Annotated in this window: 17 protein-coding genes; 5 read left to right on the top strand and 12 right to left on the bottom strand. The window is 51.0% G+C overall.

Going from position 1 to position 15,213, the window contains the following annotated elements:
- Window positions 1–481 precede the first annotated feature (481 nt).
- From ACZ481_RS06240 to ACZ481_RS06225, 4 genes are all read left to right on the top strand, one after another.
- Window positions 482–949: a rhodanese-like domain-containing protein gene (locus ACZ481_RS06240; RefSeq protein WP_464769301.1), complete on the top strand. Its 468-nt coding sequence runs from the start codon at window positions 482–484 to the stop codon at window positions 947–949.
- Window positions 950–1,072: 123 nt separating this feature from the next.
- On the top strand, window positions 1,073–1,429 hold the full coding sequence (locus ACZ481_RS06235; protein ID WP_464769300.1) for a hypothetical protein: 357 nt from the start codon (window positions 1,073–1,075) through the stop codon (window positions 1,427–1,429).
- A gap of 34 nt (window positions 1,430–1,463) precedes the next feature.
- A complete protein-coding gene (locus ACZ481_RS06230; RefSeq protein ID WP_464769299.1) occupies window positions 1,464–2,324 on the top strand; it encodes a sensor histidine kinase in 861 nt (286 codons plus the stop codon).
- On the top strand, window positions 2,314–2,952 hold the full coding sequence (locus ACZ481_RS06225; protein ID WP_464769298.1) for a response regulator: 639 nt from the start codon (window positions 2,314–2,316) through the stop codon (window positions 2,950–2,952). Before ACZ481_RS06230 ends, ACZ481_RS06225 begins: the two co-directional genes overlap by 11 nt.
- Window positions 2,953–3,140: 188 nt before the next feature.
- Here ACZ481_RS06225 and cysK (ACZ481_RS06220) read toward each other — a convergent pair whose 3' ends face one another.
- The 8 genes from cysK (ACZ481_RS06220) to nifH all read right to left on the bottom strand — a co-directional run bounded on the left by cysK (ACZ481_RS06220) (window position 3,141) and on the right by nifH (window position 11,377).
- Window positions 3,141–4,076, bottom strand: a complete 936-nt coding sequence (cysK, locus tag ACZ481_RS06220) for a cysteine synthase A (protein ID WP_464769297.1) — start codon at window positions 4,074–4,076, stop codon at window positions 3,141–3,143.
- 230 nt (window positions 4,077–4,306) lie between these two features.
- Window positions 4,307–5,473, bottom strand: coding sequence for an ABC transporter substrate-binding protein (locus tag ACZ481_RS06215; RefSeq protein ID WP_464769296.1), 1,167 nt, complete (start codon window positions 5,471–5,473; stop codon window positions 4,307–4,309).
- Between the two features lie 351 nt (window positions 5,474–5,824).
- Window positions 5,825–6,451: a TatD family nuclease-associated radical SAM protein gene (locus ACZ481_RS06210; RefSeq protein WP_464769295.1), complete on the bottom strand. Its 627-nt coding sequence runs from the start codon at window positions 6,449–6,451 to the stop codon at window positions 5,825–5,827.
- The gene (locus ACZ481_RS06205; protein ID WP_464769294.1) at window positions 6,441–6,794 is read right to left on the bottom strand and encodes a DUF2292 domain-containing protein; all 354 of its coding nucleotides are present in this window, start codon (window positions 6,792–6,794) and stop codon (window positions 6,441–6,443) included. The genes ACZ481_RS06210 and ACZ481_RS06205 overlap by 11 nt, the downstream gene beginning before the upstream one ends.
- Before the next feature lie 147 nt (window positions 6,795–6,941).
- Window positions 6,942–7,826, bottom strand: a complete 885-nt coding sequence (locus tag ACZ481_RS06200) for an ABC transporter ATP-binding protein (protein ID WP_464769293.1) — start codon at window positions 7,824–7,826, stop codon at window positions 6,942–6,944.
- Window positions 7,827–7,883: 57 nt separating this feature from the next.
- Entirely contained in the window at window positions 7,884–8,813 is a 930-nt protein-coding gene (gene cysK / locus ACZ481_RS06195) for a cysteine synthase A (protein WP_464769292.1), read from the bottom strand.
- A gap of 333 nt (window positions 8,814–9,146) precedes the next feature.
- Entirely contained in the window at window positions 9,147–10,442 is a 1,296-nt protein-coding gene (gene nifB / locus ACZ481_RS06190) for a nitrogenase cofactor biosynthesis protein NifB (RefSeq protein ID WP_464769291.1), read from the bottom strand.
- 59 nt (window positions 10,443–10,501) lie between these two features.
- Window positions 10,502–11,377, bottom strand: coding sequence for a nitrogenase iron protein (nifH, locus tag ACZ481_RS06185; protein WP_464769290.1), 876 nt, complete (start codon window positions 11,375–11,377; stop codon window positions 10,502–10,504).
- 401 nt (window positions 11,378–11,778) lie between these two features.
- On the opposite strand from nifH, the gene ACZ481_RS06180 reads away from it, so the two are divergent.
- Window positions 11,779–12,579, top strand: a complete 801-nt coding sequence (locus ACZ481_RS06180; RefSeq protein WP_464769289.1) for an alpha/beta hydrolase — start codon at window positions 11,779–11,781, stop codon at window positions 12,577–12,579.
- 95 nt (window positions 12,580–12,674) lie between these two features.
- Here ACZ481_RS06180 and ACZ481_RS06175 read toward each other — a convergent pair whose 3' ends face one another.
- The 4 genes from ACZ481_RS06175 to ACZ481_RS06160 are packed head-to-tail and all read right to left on the bottom strand — an operon-like array spanning window position 12,675 to window position 15,199.
- Window positions 12,675–13,334: an ABC transporter ATP-binding protein gene (locus ACZ481_RS06175; RefSeq protein ID WP_464769288.1), complete on the bottom strand. Its 660-nt coding sequence runs from the start codon at window positions 13,332–13,334 to the stop codon at window positions 12,675–12,677.
- Window positions 13,335–13,349: 15 nt separating this feature from the next.
- Window positions 13,350–14,549, bottom strand: a complete 1,200-nt coding sequence (locus ACZ481_RS06170; protein ID WP_464769287.1) for an ABC transporter permease — start codon at window positions 14,547–14,549, stop codon at window positions 13,350–13,352.
- Between the two features lie 26 nt (window positions 14,550–14,575).
- Window positions 14,576–14,980, bottom strand: a complete 405-nt coding sequence (locus ACZ481_RS06165; protein ID WP_464769286.1) for a DUF4418 family protein — start codon at window positions 14,978–14,980, stop codon at window positions 14,576–14,578.
- 6 nt (window positions 14,981–14,986) lie between these two features.
- Entirely contained in the window at window positions 14,987–15,199 is a 213-nt protein-coding gene (locus ACZ481_RS06160) for a hypothetical protein (protein WP_464769285.1), read from the bottom strand.
- Window positions 15,200–15,213: the final 14 nt, after the last annotated feature.

The raw sequence follows: 15,213 nt of genomic DNA, 5'->3' as shown, positions 1-15,213 counted from the left end.
AAGAATAGGGCGGCCTGAAAACGCCAAAAGCCAGGTGTTCCTGAGAACATCCCGGCCTTCAGTTTTTACCAATCAGCCAATATTCACTTTTCCTGTCAGTGATATTAATTATACGCCTTTACTTGGCAGCGGAATACTAGCCCCAAGTACTATCCTATTACCTGCAAGTACCAAAATGAGCAATTAACCTGTTGTTTATACTGGTTGTTCTGCCCGGGCCTTTCCCCAAACAGCCAGCAGCCGGCTAAATAGTACTTTTGGGTAGTATCAATAGTACTTTCGAACGGTAGACTATTGCAAAAAAATGGTTTATCATATATACATAGTTGATTAGCAAACAAGCTGAAGGCTACAAAGGTCCTGCGACCTTTGTAGCCTTTGCCGCTTTTCCGGCCTAACAGTAACGCCGGTGAAAGCCCGCTTCTGAAACTGTTGCCGTTAACGGCAGTTACAGTACATTTTACAACGAGGAGGTGTTAGTATGAAAAATCGTTTGCTATTGGTATTAACACTGATTTTATCTTTCACGTTAACTCCGGCCTACGCGCTGGCCGGGAACGCGGCCGGCCATGCATCTGGCGGCGCCGACGGCAATGTATCGATCCATCAGAAAATTGACGAATTGTTAAAATCGGTGCCGGCCAATCATTCCTTTATTGTCAGTCTGGAAAGTAAAACGGCTAGTGATCTCCTGCTGGATGTGCGCGCTGCCGAAAGCTTCCGGAAATCGCCGGGCAAAGAGGCCCTGCATGTGCCGCTCACTGCTTTGCATGACTATTTGCGGGAATTACCCCGCGACAGGCGCGTCTTGGTCATTGGCGACTCTGCAGTGGACGGAGCCTATGCCGTCTTTGTCTTACGCTTGCATGGCATAGACGGCTGGCTGGCCAAAAGCGGCGAAACGGCACAGGGCTGCCTGTTGGCAGAAGCTCATAAAAACCAGCATTGACAGGCGTTAATACCGCTAAAGGATGGCCGTACGGCCATCCCTTTATGCATTGTCCGGGCTGCCATAACCCCGGAAATTGATCTGACAGTTATGGTTACAACTATAAGACGGAGGCTTAGCAAATTGAAAACCTATTGCCTGACCGTACTGCTTATCGCTTTACTCCTGGCTGCCTTTCCCGCTGCCGCTTTTGCCGCCAGCCAGGAATTCATCATTATTAATGCCAGCGATTCCGACCTGTATGACTTGTCGATTAGGCCCGCAAACAGTGCCGCCTTGGGACCAAACACCTTGCAAGGGAGAGAATTACTAAGCGGCGAAAGTATACGTACTCACTTTCCCAATTATGATCCCGCCGTTTTGCAGTGGGATATTATGGGAATTACCTGTTGTGGCGAACAATTGAAGTGGCAGCAGCTCGATTTACAGGCAGCCCATAGTATCACCTTACGCGCCGGCGGCCTGGCCGAACTGAAATAATGTTACGTTATCACGCTTATCCGGGGAGGATCGCATGCATATTACTAAAATGAAATGGATTGCGGCCATTGTACCGGCGATCTGCATTGGCCTGTTTGAATTTGCCAGGCATAAATTCCTGCATGTTATTTCCATGGATTGGGGCAATGTTTTGGTCGCGGTATTGACAGGTGTCATCTTTATTGTGTTTTCTCACGGCATTTTCGCCTTAATGGAAAACCTGTACGGCAAGCTGCAGCAGGAAAAACAGGAAACTGCCGTACTGCAGGAACGGTACCGGATTGCCCGCAATTTGCATGATAGTATCGCCCAGTCATTATTTTATATGAATGTGAAAATAATGGAGATTGAAACTGCCTGGAAAAACAACCAGAAGCCCTTGTCAGCAATCAAGGAGCTGCGGGAAGCCATCCGGTTTTCCGATACGGAACTGCGGCAGCATATTTTTGCGCTGCAAACAGTCGCCCTGGAGGATAATATCAATCTCATCACCGCCATCCAAAAGCATTTGCGCCAGTATGAGGCCCAGACCGGTGCCAAAACAGAATTCATTATCAGTTGTGACAACGAAATTCCCTTTAATGCCTATGAGCGTAAACAGTTATTTCATATTTTTCAGGAATTATTATTTAATATCCGCAAGCATGCCGCGGCCACGCAGGTGAGTGTCAGCTTAAGCGAAAGCGACAAAGCTTTCACTATGACCATCGCCGACAACGGCAAGGGATTTGTAGCTGCGGCAAACTGCGGGCAAAAGAAATCTTTCGGTTATAAAATGCTGGAACAGGATATCCGCTCCATTGGCGCCGGTCTCAGCCTTACCAGTTTTCCCGGTGCCGGAACCACCGTAACGGTTACCAAAAATAAACAAAGGGGCTATCGTTGTGACCATTAAAGTGTTAATCGTTGACGACCATCTTTTGTCCCGCAAAGGCATCGCCAGCATTCTCGCCGCCAACTCCCTGTTCACTATTATCGGCGAGGCAACCAACGGAACAGAAGCCCTGGCAACAGCGAAACAGTTAATGCCGGATCTCATTCTTATGGACATTCGCATGCCCGACGGCGGTGGCCTGGAAGCTACCGGTAGGATCAAAGCCGCCATGCCCCATATAAAAATCATTATTCTCAGTGTATCCGACGATGTCCAGGACTTTTTTGAAGCTATTAAAATGGGGGCTCAGGGTTATTTGCTCAAAAATATGGAACCCGAGTACTGGCTGGACTATATTATCAGCATCGTCCAGGGGGAGGCACCGATCTCCCGGGTGCTGGCGACCAAAATCCTGCAGGAGTTCGCCGGACAAAAACAGGCGGTCCAGGATCACAGGCTTACCGAACGGGAGCACGAGGTCCTGCAGTTGATCAGCCAGGGGCTTGGCAATAAGGAGATCAGTGAAAAATTATATCTCAGTGAAAGCACGGTAAAAAACCACCTGCGTAATATCCTGGATAAGCTACATGTGCAGAACCGGATGCAGTTAATTGCCTTTGCTTATAAAAATGGCCTGATTGTTAGTTAAGCAGCGCCCACCAGCCCTAAATGCCACTCTTCCTGCTTTAGGTGTCCTAAGGGAAGCCGGCGGCGCCTGTGGCCTTTAGGGGTAGGATAAAGATTTTTTGTATCCCTTAGAGCATGGCCTGATAAATTATGATGGGGTAAAAAAATAATGCTCTGCAGCGTGCACACTGCAGAGCGCTTTTGTTATATTTATTCCTCGCCAAACAGCGGGGTTGACAGGTACCGTTCACCGGTATCAGGCAGAATAACAACAATGGTTTTGCCTTTATTCTCCGGCCGTTTAGCCAGTTCGGACGCTGCATGGAGGGCTGCGCCGCTGGATATGCCGACAAGCAGACCCTCGCTGGCAGCCGCATCTCTTGCCGTTTGATAGGCTTCATCTGTTTGGACGGTAATGATTTCGTCAATCAGTCCGGGTTTAAACACATCAGGAACGAAGCCGGCGCCAATACCCTGGATTTTATGAGGGCCGGGGTTGCCGCCGGAGAGTACCGGCGAGTCTGCGGGCTCAACAGCAACGATTTTCAAGCCTGGCTTGCGGTCTTTCAGGACTTCGGCGATACCGGTAATTGTGCCGCCTGTACCTACGCCGCCAACGACAATGTCAACGGCGCCGTCAGTGTCTTGCCAGATTTCTTCAGCCGTTGTTTTGCGGTGGATGGCAGGATTAGCCGGATTTTTGAACTGCTGCGGTATCCAGGCATCGGGGGTAGTGGCAACAATCTCTTCGGCCCGGGCAATAGCGCCTTTCATCCCTTTGGCGCCTGGTGTCAGCTCTATTTGCGCCCCCAGGGCCTTGACGAGCTTGCGCCGTTCAATGCTCATGGTTTCCGGCATGGTCAAAATCAGCTTATAGCCGCGGGCGGCGGCGACGAAGGCCAGGCCAACGCCGGTATTGCCGCTGGTAGGCTCGACAATAACGGTATCCTTATTAATAAGCCCCTTTTCTTCTGCATCCTGAATCATTGCCAGGCCAATACGGTCCTTGACACTGCCCAGCGGATTGAAGTATTCAAGTTTGGCCAGTACTTTACCGCCAAGTTCTCTTTTTGCCGCATAGTTTTTCAGTTCAACAAGGGGGGTGTTACCAATTAGTTCAGTCAAATTCCCATAAATTTTAGCCATAATATCCCATCCTCTCATATCATTAATATTATTTTAACCTGTTTTACTAAAAAATAAGTACTGATGGAGTACCGTAAAACTAAAAGAGGCAATCGAAGCTGACTCAGCCATCGATTGCCTCCGGTTTTCCGGTCAGCAAGAACTATATCTCTTATCTATATGGTAGCATATGTGCACAAAACTGTCAACCATTTTTGGGCAAATTATCCGTCAGTGCCCCACAACCGCACTTACAGTTTAGGCGTCACTTTTTCTTTAAATACCTGTTTGCCGTCTTTCATTTCAATAACAACGGCGCTTTTGATCGGGTTGTGATTGGCATCAATCGTCACCAGGCCTGTACTTAACTGCAAATTTTTGGTTTGCTCCAGTGCCTCGCGAATTTTAACCGGATCCGTGCTGTTGGCCCGCTTGATGGCATCAATCATCAGTAAGCCTGCATCATAGCCCAGAGCGGAAAAGACACTGGGATCCTGGCCGTACTCCTGTTTGTAGTCGGCAATGAATTTTACCACATGCGGGTCGGTGTCCTGGGAGGAAAAATGGCTGCTGAAGAATGAATTATTGAGCGGCGCCGCGCCGGCGATTTCCACCACTTTGGCATCATCCCAGCCATCAGTGCCCAGAAACGGCATGTTCATGCCCATCTCCCGGGCCTGCTTAAGAATCTTGCCTACCTCTTCATAGTAAGCCGGCAGGAAAACAACATCCGGATTAAGGGCTTTAATTTTAGTCAGGGTAGATTTAAAATCCTGGTCTTTCTGGAGAAAAGCCTCTTTACCCAGCACCTGGCCGCCATTTTGCGTAAACAGGGTTTCAAAAGACTGGGCAAGCCCCTTTGAGTAGTCGGAACTGTTGTCAATATAGATGACGGCCGTTTTGGCTTTTAGCGTGTTGCTGGCAAAATTGGCCATAATGGTACCCTGCAGCGGATCAATGAAACAGGACCGGAAAGCATACGGCCGGGTTTTGCCATTATCCACGGTAATCTTTTCATTAGTGCCTGTCGGAGTAAGCACCGGCACCTTATTGTCCTGGGACACCTGCACGGTAGCCAGGGTGTTGGAGCTGGTCGCCGGTCCGAAAATAGCCACAACCTTGTCCTGGGTGATCAGTTTAGTGGCAGCATTAGTTGCTTCGGCCGCTTCTGACTTATTGTCGGCCAGGACCAGGGTAATCTGCTTACCCATAATACCGCCGGCAGCATTGGCCTGTTTGATTGCCAGTTTAATGCCGTTTACCGCCTGATTGCCGTAGTTGGCAACACTGCCTGTCAATTCAAAATTACCGCCGAGTTTGATAACATTGGCTTCTTCTTTGGCACCGCCGCCACAACCGGCCAGTACACCGGCCATAAGCAGCGTACTCATCGCTGCCGCAACTAATTTTTTTCGCATCTTTGCTCCTGCCCTTCTTGTTCCCCGGACCGATTATCCCTGCCGCAAGTGCAGCTTGGGCGCTTTGTTAACAGAATGTATTTGTGTCGAGGAATTTATGTATTTTGTACTCAAACCACACTATACACCTTTACACCTTTATTGTCAATACATTATCCCTATTCTTTTATATTAAAACATATGTATTCTGCCACTAAACAAACAGGTTGTAGTTATCGAAATAAAGAAAAAACTTGGCTGGCAACAAGTCCTTTAAGGTATCGACGTTCTTATGGCGACAAAATTAATTTATAAATTCCGGGCGACTAAAAAAGGGCGATAAACTGTTGTCAGTTCATCGCCCGCTGTTAATTAGCCAACAAGTTTCCGTACTTTGAAGTCCACGCCGATTTGCCTGGCAATCTCCCGGCAAGCCCTGATATCTGCCGGCGTCATAATATCGACGACTGTCAATACGACGGTCGGGATATATTGTTTACATTTAGCGGCAAATTCCAGCATCGACGCATAGGCCCTTTCGCCAAATTCCGATAGGCAAATCGCCTGATACTCTTTGGCATTTTTCGCATTCATACTGATAGAAACGGCATCTACCAGCCCGGCCAGCAAAGGCGTAATATCCTGCTCATACAGCAAATTGGCCTGGCCGTTGGTATTAACCCGGATGGGTACAGCATAGCTTTTCTTCAGTTCCCGGCAGATGTCGATAATGGCGTCTGCCCGGGCCAGCGGTTCGCCATAACCGCAAAAAACAAACTCACTTATTTCCGCGGTATCCCATTGCTGAATGTCCCTGAGCACCTCGGACACGGTGGGTTCCCGCTCCAGCCAGAGATTAAGGCCGTCAGCAACACCGGCCGCTGTGGTTCGTACGCAAAAAACACAGCGGTTGGTACAGCGGTTGGTTATGTTAATATATAAGGCCGTCCCCAGCTTGTAGGTAATTGTCATCGCTTTAACCGCTGCTTTAGATGCCATCGCCGTGTATTCCCTCATATTCATTAATGCGCCGTTTTTCCGTTTTTTCGATCTGTTCAACCCTGCCGTCTTCAATCCGGATGATCAGCTGCCCATACATCAACCCCTGCAATTGGGCAATAATTTTGGACTGTAAAGAATGCTGGCCCTCAGGTACATCACGGATTACATAGCCTTTTCTATTTTTTGAGGAGAAAATGAACCTTTCTGTTCTCTCCATCTTAATGACACACCCGTCTTGAATTGTTAAAATCAAGTGTCCGTACTGGACAGTATGAAGAGAATGCCGAATCAATTCCATAACTTGAGGTAGCAACAGCTTCTTAGGCGTTAATTTCTCCACCCGTAACACCTCCCATTTTTTGAGCAATAACCGAAACAAGCTGTGATGTAAATAAAAAAAGCTAAGGGACGGATTTGCCAAGCAACAAGCCCCTTAGCCTTCAGTATGTCTGATCAGCTAATCCCGTTATTCAACTGCAGACCCTGCCTACAGGGCGGCCGAGGAGGATATTGATTCCGCAACACTTTGCTCTGCCGCCGGCTTCTTGCCGCCTGTAAAATGCTCATTCTGGAGCAGTTCCCAGATTTTATGCCTGACCCAGCCGAAATCGGCCGATGACCGGATGCCGTCGCGGGGCCGCGGCAGGTTTATATTGACAATTTCCTTTATCGTCCCGGGATGGGCGGACATTACAGCTACCCGGTCGGCCAAAAAGACTGCTTCGTCAATGCCATGGGTAACAAAAATAATTGTCTTTTTCGTCTTTTCCCAGATGCGCAGCAACTCTTCCTGCAGCACTTCCCTGGTCTGAGCATCGACGGCGGCAAACGGCTCATCCATCAGCAGTACTTCCGGATCATAGGCCAAAGCCCGGGCAATGGCCACCCGCTGTTTCATCCCGCCGGACAGTTCGTGGGGATACCGCTCTTCAAAGTTTGTCAGGCCAACCATTTCAATGTACCGCTGACTGATTTCCTTGCGGTCTTTTTTCGGAACTTTTTTTATTTCCAGCCCGAATTCCACATTTTTTCTCACCGTGCGCCAGGGAAACAGGGCATAACCCTGCATGACAATCCCCCGGTCCAGGGCCGGGCCAGTTATTATTTTGCCGTCAATGGTGATCTCGCCGGAACTGGGAAAGGCCAGCCCGGCAACCATATCCAAAAAGGTGGACTTGCCGCAGCCGCTTGGTCCGACAATGGCCAGAAACTCTCCCTGCTTGACCGTGAGATCAAGATGTTTAATTGCTTCAAATTCAGTTGCGGCTTCGTTTGGTTGCCTTTTGACCCAGTAGACGCGCCGGATATTCCGGGCAATAATTTTAGCTTCTGTGCCGGCACTTTCTGCTGCCGCCACCTGACTGTCAGTCATAATGGTTCCCCCTTTATCGTTATTTTGCAAATAGGAATTAGGCAGTCCTAATGAGAATTACTCCTCGGCAAAAAGCACAGTACTCAAATAGCGCTCGCCCGTATCCGGCAGGATGACCACAATGGTTTTCCCGCTGTTTTCCTGACGTTTAGCCACCTGCAGGGCAGCAAAAGCGGCCGCGCCGGAAGAAATGCCGACAAGGATTCCTTCTTCTTTGGCCAGCCGGCGGGCAATGGTCAGGGCCTCGTCATTTTTCACTTTGTATATCTCATCAATCACATCCTGATTCAGCACATTGGGAACAAACCCGGCGCCGATTCCCTGAATCTTGTGGGGACCAGGCTGGCCCCCGGACAGCACGGGCGAGTCAAAGGGTTCAACTGCTACCACTTGGATAGCGGGATTCCGCTTTTTGAGCACCTCGCCGACACCGGTAATAGTGCCGCCTGTACCTACTCCCCCCACAATAATATCGACCTTGCCGTCTGTATCCTGCCATATTTCCTCGGCGGTAATAGCCCGGTGAATCTCCGGATTGGCAGGGTTGTTAAACTGCTGGGGAATAAAGGAGTTCGGTGTTGCCGCCGCCAGCTCCTCCGCTTTCAGCACCGCCCCTTTCATGCCGGCCGGGCCGGGAGTCAGAACCAGCTCGGCCCCATAGGCTTTTAGCAGGCTGCGCCGCTCCAGACTCATGGTTTCGGGCATTGTCAGGATCAAGCGATAGCCTTTGGCGGCAGCAATAAAGGCCAGGGCAATGCCTGTGTTACCGCTGGTTGGTTCAATAATGACCGTATTTTGATTGATGATTCCCTTATCTTCGGCGTCTTTGATCATGCTGAAGCCAATGCGGTCCTTAATACTGCCGCCGGGATTAAAGGACTCCAGCTTGGCGACTACCTCAGCCTGCGCTCCTGCAGTTACTTTATTAAGCCTGATAAGCGGGGTCCCGCCGATTAAAGCAGTAATACTGCCGGCAATTTTCGACATAGTATGCTCCTCCTTAACATTTTCTCAATCGGGGAATTAACCTTGCTCACCTGCGAAAAACAGATAATAAGCAAAAAAGCAAAGATGAATTCTGGTGAGAATAATCTTTGCCTTCAGCTGCTCTACTGATCAGTCAAATCTGTTATGAAACTGCCGCCGCCGCATTGCCAACCCTCAGTATTGCACCGTCGGATTAGCCGGCAAATAAAAAGGCTAAGGCACATCCGCAGATAATACCTCAGCCTTCAGTCCTTCTGATCAGCCAATAATCTCCCTGTATAATTAACTACAATTATACTGATTAGTAAGTATTTGTCAATCACTTTTTCCAGCTCACTTAAAGCCGCTGGCCTGCTTAAGGGGCAAAGCCTCAAGCTGGCTTACTGTATAACGCAGACCGGTTTCAACGGTGTCACAGTATTCGCTGATGTACACGCCGCTGTTCTGCAGTTTCTCTTTGGCATGATAGCCGATTCGCATCGTCAGCACCGCATCGCAGTCCTGCAATAAGTCAATGAGCTGCTCCCGCCGGCTGTCTAAGCCGGTTGTATCACATTCTGCCATGCCTGCGCAGTACTGGGCTGCAGCCCGGGTTTCCCGCAGCTGGAACTCCTGTCCGTCTCCCTGATAAATGAAAAAACGGGTTGCATGGCCGAAATGCTGGTCAACCAGTTTGCCATGTTTTGACGTAACGGCAATCCGGTATGATTTCCCGGCTTCATTTTGGGGCGCCGTCCCGCTGTCCTGGCTGCGGTTGGCCAGCCGGAACTCCTGGGAACGGTCTTCATGCAATAAGCCGACCGCATCGGCCCGGCATTGCTGGCAGTGCCGCATCTGCTGAATATCAAGCTGACAGATATCCCGCAGGGCATTAACTTCTTTCGTGCTGGTTTGGGGCAGATGCTGAAAAGCACTCCCCGGCGCCGGAATCAGCGGCATAATATTGGTAACAAACACACCCAGCTCTTTCATCTTTTTGACTACAGCCGGTATATGCGTGTCATTAAGGCCTTTAATCATAACAATATTGATTTTAACAAGCACCCCCTGCGCCACCAGATAGGCTATGCCGGCTAACTGATTAGCCAGCAATAATTCGGCGCCCGCGGTGCCCGTATAGGTCTTTCCCTGATAAGTAATAAATGCATAAATTCTGGCGCTGATAACAGGGTCCAGGGCATTAACCGTTACCGTAACATGCCGGATACCTAAGGCCACAATCTCCGGGGCGTATTCCGGCAGCAGCAGTCCGTTCGTCGATAAGCAGAAAGCAACATCCTCATTGAGGGCTTTGATGGCGGCGATTGTCTGCCTGGTTAACGGCCAGTCCGCCAGGGCATCGCCCGGCCCGGCAATGCCGACTACACTCAGGTTCGCAATTTTTTCTTTTACCCAGACGAATTTATCGCAGGCAAGCGCGGGTGTCAGCACCTCGCTGGTAACACCGGGCCTGCTCTCATTGACGCAATCAAACTTCCGGTTGCAGTAATTACATTGGATGTTGCACCGGGGAGCCACCGGCAAATGTATACGGGCGTATTTATGATGGGCATCGGCAGAGTAGCAGGGATGTTTGCTGGTTTTCTCCAAAAGATCCCCGCTTAGAGGGCCGGAGCATATGCATGCCATATGTTTTCACCTCGCTTTTTTCAATCCGCGCAGTTACAGTCCCCCTCAGCCAAGACGTGTCAGATCCCGGCAGCAGCACTGCGGACTTCACCTGTTTCCAAGGCCAGCAAATGATCGGCCCATTTAGCCGCCCACTCGCGCAATTCAGCTGTTTCCAGCGGCGACGGCACTTTGGATTCTACCGTTTCTACCACCCGCTGCGCCAGACGGCTGTAGATTTTCGCCTGTTCTGAGTCAGGTGCCGCCTCGACGGTTGTTTTCCCTTGGAGTTCAGCCTGAGTTACAGTCACCGACCGGGGAATGTACTCGACAACCTGTGTTTGTGTCCGGTGCACAAAATCATCAACAATCTCTTTGGCATAGGGGAGGTTGATCGAGTTGGCAATCAGGCCGCCTAAGAGCGCCCCGCCGGAATTCGAATACTTCTGAATGCCTTTGAACAGGTTGTTGGCCGCATAAATGGCCATAAAATCGGCGGACGAGACAGTAAATACATGTTCGGCAATGCCCTCACGGATAGGAACGGCAAAGCCGCCGCACACCACATCGCCGAGCACATCATAAATAACGACATCCAAATCCAGTTCATCATAGACTTTTAACTGCTTCAGCAGCTGCACAGCCGTAATAATCCCCCGGCCGGCGCAGCCCACACCCGGGGCCGGTCCGCCTGCTTCCACGCAATACACGCCATTAAACCCTTTATAAATCACATCTTCCGCCTGTACCTTATTTTTTTCCCGCAAGGTATCAAGAACGGTGGGGATATATGTGCCGCCGCGCAGCGTGTTGGTGGAATCGGCTTTGGGATCACAACCAAATTGCATCACTTTATACCCCAGCTTCGATAACGAAGCGCTGATGTTGGACGTTGTGGTTGATTTACCAATGCCGCCTTTGCCGTAGATGGCAATTTGTTTAATCTTTTTACTCATGTGTACCCCTCCCAGGTTTTGTCATCAGATGAAGTGTTAACATCAGTTAACACTTCATCTGTACGAAAGCAAAGCTTTCGCTCCGGATCAAAAAAAGGTCAGAACAACAATTCCCCAGAACTGTTATTCTGACCTTTGGTTGATTTTACCAATCAGTCTCGTATTGGTATAAAATTGACTTGTAACTTATTATACTGAACACACCAAAAAAACACAAGGCATTTATAAAATGTTTTCCTGATTATTTTCGCGTTATGATTATTTTCGCTATATTGACGAATCTCGCAACCCCTGCTATAATTTAATAAAATTAATACTAAACAGCTGATTAGAAAAACTAAAGGCCAAAAACGACGCGAGTCGTTTTCTGGTCTCTTTTATTTTAAGGGGGATGACTGCAAATGAAACAGCATGAATGGATAGTAAGCCAAAACCGTAAACTGTCGGCCATGATTCATGCCCACAGCTTCACGGTAACCCAGACACCGGTTGTGATCTGCTGCCATGGCTTTACCAGCGATAAAATCGGCTCTAATCAATTAAATCTGCAGCTGGCCAATGCCATTGCCGCGGCCGGCATGATTGCCGTCCGCTTTGACTTTACCGGCTCCGGGGAAAGCGAGGGTGATTTCGCGGCAGATACCACCATCAAGAACTGGCAGGAAGATCTGCGGAGTGTGGTCAACTGGGTGAAGAACGTGCCGGAGTTTGAAGGATTGCCGGTGTATCTGGCGGGCCACAGCCTGGGCGGCCTGATTGTCCTTAGGCACGAAGATGCCGGCATTGCCGGCCGGGTGGTGTTAGCGCCGGTGACCCAGCCTGTGGAAAACTTCCGGGACATTATCCTGGGCCCGGACCTTTGGCAGCGTGCTTTGCAGGGTCAGACAGTCGCCAATTTTTTAGGCAAGGGCTTCCGTCTCAGCCCCAATTTTGTGCAGGATCTCCTGGAAAACCGCTATGAGCTGCTGCCGCAGCTTGGCCGGCAATGCTCGCCCCTGCTTATTATCCACGGGACGCAGGATGTTGTCGTGCCGCCGGCAGGCTCTGAGGTTATCTATGACTACTACCGGGGCCGGAAAGAGATGATCCGGCTGGAGGCCGACCATGTGTTTACAGGCCGCCATGAAGAGCTGACAGACCTGGTGACCCGGTGGTTAACCATGCAGAAAAATAGTCCTTGCACCGTATGCAAAGGCCATTGATTGACAGATTTAATAAAGGTGAGCTTACCTGAAGCAAAATCAGGCAGCTCACTTTATTTTTATTTTGTTGCTTGCGCCCATCGCTTTCTAACCGCTTAGGCCGGACGCAGCGTTTTTTCCGCCAGTTGGAAGGTTTGATCGGTGCGGGCGGCCAGGCCGGCATCATGGGTAACAATGACCACACCGGTACCGTTTGTGCGGGCGGCCAGCAGGCATTCGGCAACCTCGTCCGCCAAAGCCGGATCAAGGTCATTAGTCGGCTCATCAGCCAGTAATACCGGCGGTTTAAGCAGCAGAGCCCGGGCCAGGGCAATCCGCCGCAGCTGACCAAGGCTAAGCTCCTGCGGCTTATGGTGCAGACGGTGGGACAGCCCGAAATTTGCCAGCAAGGCCTTCGCCTCCTGTTCCACGTTTATCCCCTTCCTGATAAACCAGGCCGGGGCGATTACATTCTCCAGCGCGGTCAGCGAATGGATCAGGCGGGCCCTCTGGAAAACAAAACCCACATATTCCCCCCGCAAGGCAGCCAGCCGGGAAGCATCCAAGCTGCCAATATCCTTACCGGCTACCAGCACCGTACCGGTGGTTGCCTTTTGCAGCAGTCCCATAATCGACAGCAGGGTAGTCTTGCCGCCGCCGGAATGGCCGGTAATCGCCACCGCCGTGCCCCTGGCCAAAGTAAAGGAAACCTGCGCCAGAATGACATCCTCCCCGTACTGTTTGCCAACACCCCTCAGTTCAATCAGGTTGCTCATATTATCCTTCTCCTTTTAGTCAAACTCGCCCCTGGTCATGATGACACTGGGGTCGATACGGCTGCCCCGGTAGGCCGGCAGCCAGGCAGCCAAAGCCCCTAACCCGGTAAATACCACAGTAGTCAGTGCGGCGATACCGGCAAAAAAGAGCCAGGTCGGCTGCACAAAAGGAAAGGACTGATAGCTGGCCAAAAGGTGCAGTCCGGCTGTATACAATCCGCCGCCCAGCACCAGCCCGGCTATCGACCCGGCCAGCGAAACCGTCACTGCCTCGCCGGCAATAATGGCGCCAATATGCCGCCGGGAAGCGCCAAAGGCCAGGTACAGGCCCCATTCGGCCTGCCGCTCCCAGGTCAGTGTATAAAACCGCGCAAACAGCTGCAGCAGCGAGGTCAGCACTGCCAGTAAGCCAATGCCGCCCAGCAGGAAGCCAAATACGGTAAACTGATCGGCGATCCGTTTTTTAACTTCTGCCGCCACAATTGGCTTCATGAACCCCACGGTCTGGATATCAGCGACTACCTTGCTGATATCGGCGCCTTCCTCAACCTGGACCAGCAGGGTCGAAATCAGTCCCGCCGGCGGCCCCTGCTCCTGCCATACCTGCTTGAGCGAGGTATCCCTGGCAACCACCCGTCTGGCCTCATTCATGCTGACCAGCAGGGAATAGTCCAGAGTTGTTCCTGTTTCCTCGGCAATGGTCACGATGTTATACCACTTGCCCAATATGGATATTTTATCCTGGGTCCAGATCGGCACCTTCGCGCCCAGAATCACCTCGTCATCACTGAGTTCGGTTTTATGGACCTTTTTCAGCCAGGGGGCAATGATCCAGTCACTGGCCGGATCATAACCAATCATCCGGTTCTGGCTGCCAATGTCATGACAATCGGCCGTTAGGGAATGGGTGTAAAACTGCGGTGTAACCGTACGAACCCCCGCAACCCCCCGTACCCCCTCGGTATACTCCTGGGGCATATACGAGTTTGCTGTTGCCCCGCCGAATAAGAGCAGGCTTGGCTCCAGCGTCACGCCGTACGGCACAATGACAATATCAGCCCCCATTCGCTGTTTGGAAAGCTCCATGCCTGCGGCTACCCCGTTATATATGGCGGCAACACTGAAGACTATAGCGGCGCCAACAGCAATGGAAGCAATAATGGCCAGGCTCTGGAGCCGGCGGTGCAGCAGGCTTTTCCAAATAAGAACGATCATAGTCTCTAGTCTCCTTCTCCCCAGCCTTATTCATGCAATTGGTTGCTGCGCCAGGTCAGCCCTACTATCCCAGCCCCTGACAAAGCCAGCAAAACGCCGCCAGCCGTACTGAAAAAAGCTGTTTTCTGGCACCCGCCGGCCTCACAAATACCAAGGGCCCAGGCCTGAGGCAGGATAGCAACCGTAATGCCTAACAGCAAAATGACAAAACCGCTGAGCAGACGGGCCTCGTCCGTACGCAGCACCAGCAGGGCACCGGCAAGAATGAGCGCGATCAGCCCAACAATAAACTCCGCCTGATAGGTATAATGGCAGGCCATCGGGCTGCCATTTTTCATCAGTCCGGTGCAGATAGGGATCAGCCGGGGCAGGATGAGCAGCAGGGCACTAAGCAGAATGGCACTCCACGCTAACAATTTATAGGCTGTCACTATGGTTCAACTCCTTTTAGCAATGATAGGCCCGGACTCAGGCTTGTTGCCTGTTATACCTGCCGCCAGGGGTTCGACCGGCCCCGGCAGGTAGGACTGGTGCTTTTCATGGGTGCCGCCCTGCTGCCGGAACGGCACCCGGTTGCCCCCGGTATAAAGGACGGCCAGCCCCACGAGGAATACCACCAAGGAGATCACCAGAAACTTGTGCACTGTCATGACTTTCCCTCCTC

The sequence above is a fragment of the Sporomusa intestinalis genome, assembly GCF_055383785.1.
This window is presented reverse-complemented; position numbering and strand designations above follow the sequence as displayed.

Excerpts from the sequence above, each read along its gene's own strand:
- cysK (WP_464769297.1), bottom strand. The coding sequence starts at position 4,076 with ATGGCTAAAATTTATGGGAATTTGACTGAACTAATTGGTAACACCCCC.
- nifB (WP_464769291.1), bottom strand. The coding sequence starts at position 10,442 with ATGGCATGCATATGCTCCGGCCCTCTAAGCGGGGATCTTTTGGAGAAA.
- ACZ481_RS06170 (WP_464769287.1), bottom strand. The coding sequence starts at position 14,549 with ATGATCGTTCTTATTTGGAAAAGCCTGCTGCACCGCCGGCTCCAGAGC.
- nifH (WP_464769290.1), bottom strand. The coding sequence starts at position 11,377 with ATGAGTAAAAAGATTAAACAAATTGCCATCTACGGCAAAGGCGGCATT.
- ACZ481_RS06230 (WP_464769299.1), top strand. The coding sequence starts at position 1,464 with ATGCATATTACTAAAATGAAATGGATTGCGGCCATTGTACCGGCGATC.
- ACZ481_RS06215 (WP_464769296.1), bottom strand. The coding sequence starts at position 5,473 with ATGCGAAAAAAATTAGTTGCGGCAGCGATGAGTACGCTGCTTATGGCC.
- ACZ481_RS06200 (WP_464769293.1), bottom strand. The coding sequence starts at position 7,826 with ATGACTGACAGTCAGGTGGCGGCAGCAGAAAGTGCCGGCACAGAAGCT.
- ACZ481_RS06175 (WP_464769288.1), bottom strand. The coding sequence starts at position 13,334 with ATGAGCAACCTGATTGAACTGAGGGGTGTTGGCAAACAGTACGGGGAG.
- ACZ481_RS06210 (WP_464769295.1), bottom strand. The coding sequence starts at position 6,451 with ATGGCATCTAAAGCAGCGGTTAAAGCGATGACAATTACCTACAAGCTG.
- ACZ481_RS06180 (WP_464769289.1), top strand. The coding sequence starts at position 11,779 with ATGAAACAGCATGAATGGATAGTAAGCCAAAACCGTAAACTGTCGGCC.
- ACZ481_RS06160 (WP_464769285.1), bottom strand. The coding sequence starts at position 15,199 with ATGACAGTGCACAAGTTTCTGGTGATCTCCTTGGTGGTATTCCTCGTG.
- ACZ481_RS06240 (WP_464769301.1), top strand. The coding sequence starts at position 482 with ATGAAAAATCGTTTGCTATTGGTATTAACACTGATTTTATCTTTCACG.
- cysK (WP_464769292.1), bottom strand. The coding sequence starts at position 8,813 with ATGTCGAAAATTGCCGGCAGTATTACTGCTTTAATCGGCGGGACCCCG.